This is a genomic window from Caballeronia arationis (assembly GCF_001544975.2).
Taxonomy (GTDB): Bacteria; Pseudomonadota; Gammaproteobacteria; order Burkholderiales; family Burkholderiaceae; genus Caballeronia; species Caballeronia arationis.
In genome coordinates this window covers 1-7,743 of sequence record NZ_FCOG02000201.1, presented here as the reverse complement: position 1 = coordinate 7,743, position 7,743 = coordinate 1, and the positions used below count along the sequence as shown (strand labels likewise).

Sequence of the window (7,743 nt, the reverse complement as noted above, 5' to 3'; positions counted from 1 at the left end):
GTGCGTCTCGAACCGGAAGCAGAAGCGCAACTTCCCGCTGAAAAACCTTGACGGACCACCTCAGGGCCTGAAGGCACTGACCTATCGGTCTACAGTCAGAACGAACTCGACGCCATCGCCGACAGCCTGAACATCCGGCCTCGCGCCACTCACTCGTTCCATTCTCCATTCGAGGTCTTCGCCGCCACGCTCGCTTCAGCGAGCCATCCTCATGGTTCTAAACATTAGACTCCCCGTTGCACCTCAGCTTGAAACCGCCGCTTCTGGACTGTTCTCGGTCGGTCCGTCCTTTGGTGACCGGTCCGATCGCGTGACGTTTTCCCCGGACGCCGCGAGGTACCGGGCGCAACTTACTCAAACGTGGACCCAGAATGGGCGCGCAACTGCGCATCTAGTTCGTCACGCGCCCTCTTCTGTCTGCAAGCTCCGACTCATGTCGTGTCCTCTCGTCGCGTCTTTGCGCCGAGTACGCATAGTCGGTCGGGCGCTGAATTAGCGCTCGAATGTAGGCAAATACGTTAGTCAACTTGGCAGAAGCTAAGTGCTTCGCAGTATCCGCTTTTTTCGCCTATTAATTAAGCCTTCCTAATTACCTGTCGAGATCCCAATAAGCTGCGCAGTCCAGCAATGTGCTCCCGGATCTGAGCGGTAACCGGCGGCCGATCTCTGCCGCGCTCCGGTTCGGCCGCGAATCGACGCGTCTGACCGAACGGCTGCAGATCGGCTTCGGTGGCCACACGGATTTGCCCGCGTGCTCGAGCCGTAGCGAAGGCCTCCTTCCATCCTGCCGCCTGGCGACCGATGCCCTCGTCGAGGGTGTAGACGACCATATTCTCGCCGTCGTGATCGATCACGTACTTGCGCTGGCCGGTGGCATCGACGAACGTCTGTCCGGCGCTCTGGCGGGCAAGATGCTCAGCTTCCAGCGTCCGGGTCAGTCGCGAGAGTTCTTCGGCCTTGGCATCGATCTGTTGGCGGAGCTGTTGGGTAAAGTCCACCGTGCCGCGTAGAAGGCTGCGCAAGTAGTTGATCGGTGCCTTGGCGAGCTTGAGGTGGTCCCACGTAGCCTCGACAACATCGGAGAGACGCTTGCCGTGCTCCCGTGCTTCGCGCATGAGTTTGAAAATCAAGAAATCAAAAAAACCCAGGGACCGCAGGCGTTGGAGGTCCTCAGGCACTTGGCCCGGTTGTCTCTTTTGAAAAACAACAGGGCTTAGATCCTTATATATTCCACCGTCTGCCAACTTGGCAGACGGATGCTCAACGGAAGATTGCGCGGGCGCAGGAAAGGCCGTCTGGAGTTCTTCGGTGAGACCGAGAAGGGCCGCCGCGCGCTCAGTGAGATGGATGTATGCACGGCCGAAGAGACCGGCTTCGACGTAGCGCGACTGGGCACGACGATCGATCAGTCCGGCGGACTCGAGGTCATCGAGGCTCCGATAGAAGGTGCGCATGGACTGCAGCGCGCGACCCGTGAGGAGCTCGCGGCGGGCGAAGATGGCGGCGAATGGCTTGGCAGCGTCGACGGTACGGGCGAGGGCCGAGAGAACCGCGCGAGCACGCGGAGGGATCTCTTCGATATGGGCGGCCCGGAATGCAGCACGGAAGATGACCCAAGGTAGGTTGGTTGAGTCACAGCGAAAAGCGATGAGGGCGGCCGAATCTTCGGGGTGTGTTTCACCCTCGCCAGCAACGTAACGTTGCGCGATAGACATGTCGAGCGGTCCATTTCTCAAAATGGTGGATTACGCTTGACTGCCGATCTCGTTCCGTTACACTCCGAGTTGCTAGGTGCTCGTTCCGGATTGGCGTCCGGGAGTGCCAACGGGTGAGGCGGCTTAGCCAAGCCCATTTCAAAGGCCTCCGGTTGCCGCCGGAGGCCTTTGTCTTTCTAGGCGTGTTAGGTCATCTTTGTGCTTGCCTTTCGCAGTTCTTGGCTTGCCGACCAAGAGCTCAATTGCTAAGTGGTTGATTTCATTGACCCGCCAACTTGGCGGATCAACGCCCTTTCAGTTCTGCTTCGATAAAGTCGTGAATGCGCTGCGCCCACGCGTCAGCGTCTTCACCGCCCTTTTCAGGGAAATTCACGCCTACTACGCCGTTTCGCGAGGTGATCTGACAGACCGGCAATTGGCCGCGTTTGATTACTAGCGCCGGCTTTCTTTCTGACTTCTCTTTCTTTACGGCGACGTGCGCCACTGCTTGCGCCTGGGTGAAAGTCTCGCTCTCGACAAGTTTGCCGACTGCCTCGATAACGAGTGCTTCACGACCTTCTCGCGCTGCCTTGACCAGTTGCTCGACCGCTGCGCTCCCAAGCCGCTCCGGTCGTTGCGCCAGCGTTTCTTTCGCTGCCTCGGGGAGAAGATCAAACTTCATGATCCGACGCACATGTGTGTCGCTGATCCCGGCCGTCTTCGCTAGCTCTTCCTTGTTGATTCCGGTCTGTTCTTGGAGCGTCTTGAATCCCCAATACTTCTCGAAATCGGACAGGGCAGGGGAGAGCAGGTTTGAGAAGAGGGCGGCGTGCTCGATCATCGACTCGTCGATGTCGAGAACCATCGCATCAATCTCTTCGCGGCCTAGTTCCCGATAGATGGCTGCCCGGTTGTTGCCAGCGACAATATCGAATTCGCCGTCGAGGCGACGCGTTACCGTGATGGGCTGGGCGAGGGGGTAGCGTTGGAGATTCGCTTTGAGTTCCGCATATTCTTCAGTCGTGAGTTTGCGTCGTCGTCCTTCCACCTCGTGGAGCTTGGCGACCGGGAGACGGGACGGGGCTCTCTCTTCAAGCACCTTCTTGAGCTGTTCAATTTCTTGTTGCTGGCTATGCACTCGACCTTGCAGGCCGATCAACTGACCTGGTGCGGTGCGCGGGGCAACGGGCGGGAGAGGGCTGGCGGGTGCGTCGTCCTCGTCGAGATTGATGGAGCGAGCCTTGTCGCGTTGCCTAGATGCTGTTGACATGAACTTCACTCCTTTTCCCAGAGGTAGCAAGCCTTGCTGTCGACGAGATCGACCACCTGATCGTAGGCCTCCCGGATACGGCGAAAGAGCGTGGCGTTGCCGTCGTAGCTCGGGAAGTCATACACCGTCGAGAAGTCATTGGTGGTCGTCCGAGCAATCTCGGTGTCTGGGATCTCCACCGGCAGCACGCGGTCGCCATAAGTGCTGATGACCCAGTCTCGAACCACCGAGGCGTTCGAGTTCGACTTGTCCTTCATCCGGGCGACGAGGATGTCGATGAACTCGAAATGCTTAGCGTCTTGAGCGGACTCGCCAAACTGTCGCATGCCCGAAACCATGTCCGAGAACAGTGACCAGAACTGAACCATCGATGCGAAGGAAAGCGTGTCCGGCATCACAGGAACAATCACGCCGTCTGCCGCGAAGAGCGCATTAATCGTCAGATAGCTGAGCGTCGGCGCGGTGTCGATGATGATGTAGTCGTACTCTTTCTTCAGTCCGGAGAGCGCGTTGTTCAGAACGTTCCAGAATTTAGCGTCCGGCGACGAGTGCACCCGTGCGGGCAGCATGAACTCGGCATTGAACAGGTCGGTAGAGGACGGGATCAGGTGTAGATTGTCCCAGTAGGTCTCCTGCGGCAGACCTGACATGTCGGGTGTCTCGCCATTGACGTATGCTTCGACCACAGGAAGGATCGTCTGATCGCCAGTCACCTCCGCATGTGGATTAATGCCATACAGTGTTGTGGCACTTCCTTGCGGGTCCATGTCAATATGCAGGACCTTGCGTCCGTGCCGAAGGGAAAGGCCTTGCGCTAGAACCATTGATGTCGTGGTCTTCGTCACACCCCCCTTGAAATTGCCGATCGCAATGACCTTGCCGTCTTTGCCTTCTGGACGTGGCATTGGCTTACGTTCAGCTTTCACCCACTGCATCGTCTCGGCGAGAGTGAAGGAGCGGGCGCCACCGGGCTTGTCCTGCTTTCCACCCGGCAACTCTCCCTTCTTGATCAGGTACGAGAAGCGAGCCTTGTCGATCCCGCACAGCTCCTGTAACTTGCTGCTGGGAAAGAAGGGCGCGATCTTTCTCGGCCATGGCTGCAGCATCTGAGTGCGGATGCGTTCGAGCATTCGAGCGCTACGTCCGGCGAGGTTCACGAGGTCATCGGGCGACACCTCAATCGGAGGGGTCGCAAGTTTGATGTCCATGTGGTTGCCCATTTGGGTTTTCTTCCTGTTTTGGTAGTTTCCCCTCGAAACCGTAGAAAAGCCGAAATCGAGGAGACTCGAACTGATCCGGAGCCTAAAGCGTAAACGGGGTTTAGCGCAAGTAAACTTTGACGCGCCAGACGTAGACGTGGCGGGCCACCTACGGTCGAATCTCGAAAAAGCTTTAACGCAAGCAGGGGTCGCAGCCGTGAAACATCGGTGATGATTTCCGCTCGTGCTGCAAACGATTTATTTTCAATGATTTAGCTGAGTTTTGATGTGGATGTTCCACGCAAAAACGTGCGCCATCCTTTGTCAGATCCCTCTCCGGTCCTGACTTCAGCCACGCGGCCGCGTGGAAACTGCAAACAAGGACGGCGCGTAACAAACAATACGGGATTCGTAATGTTTCTTACTTATTGATGCTCTTAACGGTCAGATCGCGGGCCGCCTTATGGCACTCGTGCCGGGGGTAGAGTAGGACACTGTTCATCCATACAGTACTTCACTACGCCATGTCCGCGCTGCCGAAAGACATTGAAGAAATCCACCCGTCCCTGTGGCGAGCCAACCAACTTGCCCGTCAGGTGGGGCGCACTGTCGCCACCGGCTACGACCGTCTCACGGCGAACTGCCCGGCGGCGGTTAGCCGATGGGTTCGCTTACTGAACGGCTGGTTCAACAAACGGGCATTGGAGAAATCCGGTTGCTGGAGCCTGCGCTGAAGGCGGCATCGAAGCGACCGGTCGTGTTCATTAAGCCGCCGCATTTTCCGAACGCGCTGGGACTTTCCTATTTCGGCGTTCCGCTCGAGAAGATCATGCTGCTCAGGTCTGGCAGCACTGCGGATACGCTCTGCACCGCGGAGCAGGTTTTTGAAAACGAACACCTGCGGTGCCGTCCTACTCTGGCAGGAGCACATCCGTGCCGAGTCGCTGCGCCGTCTAACTCTGTGTGCGCAGTCATCCGAGTCATTGCTGTTTGTCGTGCGACCGCTTGCGGCCCAACAAGACGCATCCCCGCGTCGCTGCGACTTGCGATCCGTCCGGCGACCAACGGCGTGCAGGTCAGCATTGTTAAACGGAAACGTCCGATCGGTGTTGATCCGTTCGATGTGGTCCTAGAGCTGTCGCCGATCCTGCTCAGTCCGCATGGGCGCTCAACCAAACCGTCCCGCGTTCTCGCACCGACCGCAATGCAGTCATTGCTTGCTTCGACGGCGAGCTCGTGACATGGCGCGAAAACTTCAGCGCTTTGAGCCTGTCGGCTTAGAGGAGGGCAGGGCGTTCTGGAGAAAGTATCGTGGAAATCCGGACATCGAACGCGTGCTACCCGAACTCGCACACGGGCACCAGGTGTTCGACGAGTTGGAAATGTACTTCGGTCGGTACGGAAAGTCTGGGAAGCCGAGAAGCTCGGACAGTTGTTCGCGCTCTAGAAAATCCTGCTGGTGTTAATGCAAGAGAAAATGAGGCAGGGCGCGCTCGCAGATCTTCCACCGCCATTACGAATGTCGCGCTCACGGTCTGCCAGCATGTCGAACACGTAGAGGCGGGCATGGTGCTCGCGCATGGCTGCACGAACATGCGCCGGCACCGATGTGCGCGTACGCTGTTGGAGGCGATCAAAGGCAGAGCGACCGTCGGGATGATCCACTGTGAGTTCGGCATCCCAGATGAAATCGTCCGGCGTGCTCCAGACCGCCTCTACGATGTCGGGGAAAGAAGTTCATCTGCAACGTCGCTAAAGGCATTCCGCTTGCCACCTGCTCGGACCCTCGAGAGGCCGAGCGTTAGCGTTCTGGTTTGTACGGCCGTTGCACGGCCCGAGTAGAGGCCATGCAACAGCAACGTTTCTACCTGTAAGGGACTTGCTTGGCCCAAGAGAAGGCCAAGCGTTGACCGGCGATTAACGGCGCTCGACGCCCCTGCCACTTTGAGGCGAGTAGCTCGCCTTGTAGCCCCGGAATGTGTAGCTGCGGGTGGCTCAACCGACCGTGACCGCTTGGGTCGTTCCGCCGGGTTAACCATGATCCATCCTGAGGCCTTGCAGACGGGAGAGGACAGCATTCGTGCGATTGTGAATTCTGAGTTCTTTCCCTCGAACGTTTCGAACGTCAACATGGTATCGAGGCGATCAAGCGTCAGATCCGCCGGGATCAAATGTGGACCGTTCTCGCCGTATGGTTTCTTAACGACATCTGCAAGCGTCCGGCGGCCGCACGGCCAGTTAGGCGTCAGACTACCGAAGTGAGATTCAACCATCTTCGAACGCGAGGCCCCGGCCGCAGCCGCCTCGTCGGGCGTCATTTCGGTCTCGTAGCCGTACATCATCGTCAGGTTGCCCTGGAAGTCCAAGTCGACGATGAGCGTCTTCAGGCCGCGGAGGGAAAAGCGGCAGGCGAGGTTGCCAGCGATGGTTGTTTTTCCGACGCCGCCTTTAGGGGCGTAGACGGTTGCAACGACCTGCTTTCCAGTGCCTCCCTTTGCCCCAGACTTCCTAGTCGTGCGGTGCCGCGCCTCCATGAAATGCGGTGGGATTTCGGGCTTCATTCGCCCAACAAGATGATGGCAGGCCAACGATAATCGGGCGAAAAAGGAGAGGTAAAGATGTCCACCCTTGCTGGTATGCCTATATCGCGCGATCCTCTGGCGCTCGCAAATCTTTACAACGCTGGTCTGGGCCGGAATTGGAAAAATCAAAGAGAAGCAGTCGCTGCAATGGCCCGGTTCACGCCAAAGGTCACTCGCGAGGCTCTCAACCGAGCGGTCGCGGTGGCAAAGCTCCCCGCAGAAGTGATTTCGCTTTTCGACGTAGCGGGGATCTGGCCTGAGACGGCGAGGTCTCTCGTTGAACTGCTTCGAAAGTACGGACCGACAAAGCTTCAGGACCGAGCGACGGCAGTCGATCGGACCGGAAAAAGTTGGAACGAAATAGTTGATCTTCTCGATGGACGGGAACCCGTCCCGCCGAAACGGCCGGCCAAGATCCCACCGTTGGCACTGGCTGCTGAATACCAGCGGGGTCTTGCGAAAGGACGGTGGACGTCACTCAGGGCAGCGTTGGATGCTCGCAAAGATTGGAAGGCTTTTCGCCTTTCACAAGCAATAGCAATATCGAACCTGCCACCTGAGGTATTAGAGCTTTTTGAATCTCGGCCTCTAACTTACAGACTTGGCGTAACGCTGGTTCAACTCCAGAAAGCGATAGGGACAGAGGAGCTTGCCGCGCGTGCTACCGAAATGTTGGGAGTGCCTCGCCGCCGCTCGACCGATCAAATCGTCGCCGCTTTGTTGAAAGTCAGGCTCAAAGGAGAAGGAAACGTACGGGTCCGTCGCGAAGGATCTGATATTGTATTCGAGTTCAAAGTTCCACTCAGCGAACCGGACCAGTTGGTTTTCACGGCCGAAGAAATGGCTGCTCTTATAGAGATGTCTATTATGACGTTGAAGGTCAAGAAGCCAGACGCAAAACGCAAAACTAAGAAGAAGCCTGTCTAACACTACAGCCGTAGTTATTTTTTCCTATACTACGTTAGTACAACTACTTTGTATAGGACTATGAAAGAGAT

Annotated in this window: 6 protein-coding genes and 1 pseudogene; 3 read left to right on the top strand and 4 right to left on the bottom strand. The window is 57.4% G+C overall.

The annotated features are described in order from the left end of the window. Positions 1-66: 66 nt before the first annotated feature. Positions 67-228: pseudogene (locus AWB81_RS44340) on the top strand (IS30 family transposase); the annotation flags it as partial. A 347-nt stretch (positions 229-575) separates the two neighbouring features. Here the strand turns inward: AWB81_RS44340 and AWB81_RS38765 are convergent. The 3 genes from AWB81_RS38765 to AWB81_RS38755 all read right to left on the bottom strand — a co-directional run bounded on the left by AWB81_RS38765 (position 576) and on the right by AWB81_RS38755 (position 4,172). After that, entirely contained in the window at positions 576-1,715 is a 1,140-nt protein-coding gene (locus tag AWB81_RS38765) for a hypothetical protein (protein ID WP_062643461.1), read from the bottom strand. A gap of 283 nt (positions 1,716-1,998) precedes the next feature. Next, positions 1,999-2,964, bottom strand: coding sequence for a ParB/RepB/Spo0J family partition protein (locus tag AWB81_RS38760; protein ID WP_062643458.1), 966 nt, complete (start codon positions 2,962-2,964; stop codon positions 1,999-2,001). Positions 2,965-2,969: 5 nt separating this feature from the next. Continuing rightward, complete coding sequence (locus tag AWB81_RS38755) at positions 2,970-4,172, bottom strand: ParA family protein (RefSeq protein ID WP_062643463.1); 1,203 nt, start codon at positions 4,170-4,172, stop codon at positions 2,970-2,972. Between the two features lie 652 nt (positions 4,173-4,824). On the opposite strand from AWB81_RS38755, the gene AWB81_RS38750 reads away from it, so the two are divergent. Beyond that, a complete protein-coding gene (locus tag AWB81_RS38750) occupies positions 4,825-5,403 on the top strand; it encodes an ImuA family protein (protein ID WP_327373293.1) in 579 nt (192 codons plus the stop codon). A 475-nt stretch (positions 5,404-5,878) separates the two neighbouring features. On the opposite strand, the gene AWB81_RS38745 is transcribed toward AWB81_RS38750, so the two are convergent. Then, positions 5,879-6,724: a ParA family protein gene (locus AWB81_RS38745; RefSeq protein WP_087135498.1), complete on the bottom strand. Its 846-nt coding sequence runs from the start codon at positions 6,722-6,724 to the stop codon at positions 5,879-5,881. A 57-nt stretch (positions 6,725-6,781) separates the two neighbouring features. On the opposite strand from AWB81_RS38745, the gene AWB81_RS38740 reads away from it, so the two are divergent. Next, a complete protein-coding gene (locus AWB81_RS38740) occupies positions 6,782-7,672 on the top strand; it encodes a ParB/RepB/Spo0J family partition protein (protein ID WP_143753768.1) in 891 nt (296 codons plus the stop codon). The last annotated feature ends 71 nt before the right edge of the window (positions 7,673-7,743 follow it).

Excerpts from the sequence above, each read along its gene's own strand:
- AWB81_RS38765 (WP_062643461.1), bottom strand. The coding sequence starts at position 1,715 with ATGTCTATCGCGCAACGTTACGTTGCTGGCGAGGGTGAAACACACCCC.
- AWB81_RS38745 (WP_087135498.1), bottom strand. The coding sequence starts at position 6,724 with ATGAAGCCCGAAATCCCACCGCATTTCATGGAGGCGCGGCACCGCACG.
- AWB81_RS38760 (WP_062643458.1), bottom strand. The coding sequence starts at position 2,964 with ATGTCAACAGCATCTAGGCAACGCGACAAGGCTCGCTCCATCAATCTC.
- AWB81_RS38740 (WP_143753768.1), top strand. The coding sequence starts at position 6,782 with ATGTCCACCCTTGCTGGTATGCCTATATCGCGCGATCCTCTGGCGCTC.
- AWB81_RS38755 (WP_062643463.1), bottom strand. The coding sequence starts at position 4,172 with ATGGACATCAAACTTGCGACCCCTCCGATTGAGGTGTCGCCCGATGAC.
- AWB81_RS38750 (WP_327373293.1), top strand. The coding sequence starts at position 4,825 with ATGGGTTCGCTTACTGAACGGCTGGTTCAACAAACGGGCATTGGAGAA.